Annotated in this window: 1 pseudogene; it reads left to right on the top strand. The window is 49.4% G+C overall.

The features are described from left to right. Positions 1–245: pseudogene (locus tag H5975_RS08550) on the top strand (IS30 family transposase); the annotation flags it as partial.

Here is a 245-nt window from a genome sequence, read left to right as displayed (position 1 = left end):
TATAACTGGATTGATCAAGGATGGCTTGATGTACAGTTGCCCGATTTGCCTGATCATGGAATTCGTCGTCATCGCGCTAAAGAAAAGCGTGGTACGTTCAGTCACGGCCGCTCAATTGAGGAGCGTCCTCATAAGGTCGAAACTCGCCAGGAATTTGGCCACTTTGAAGCTGACACCGTGCTTTCTGGCAAGCGTAAAGGTCAAGCTGTGGCTACTTTTGTGGAGCGTAAGAGTCGCCTGACAAT

The organism is Limosilactobacillus coleohominis (assembly GCF_016901675.1).
Classification (GTDB): domain Bacteria; phylum Bacillota; class Bacilli; order Lactobacillales; family Lactobacillaceae; genus Limosilactobacillus; species Limosilactobacillus intestinavium.
This window is presented reverse-complemented; position numbering and strand designations above follow the sequence as displayed.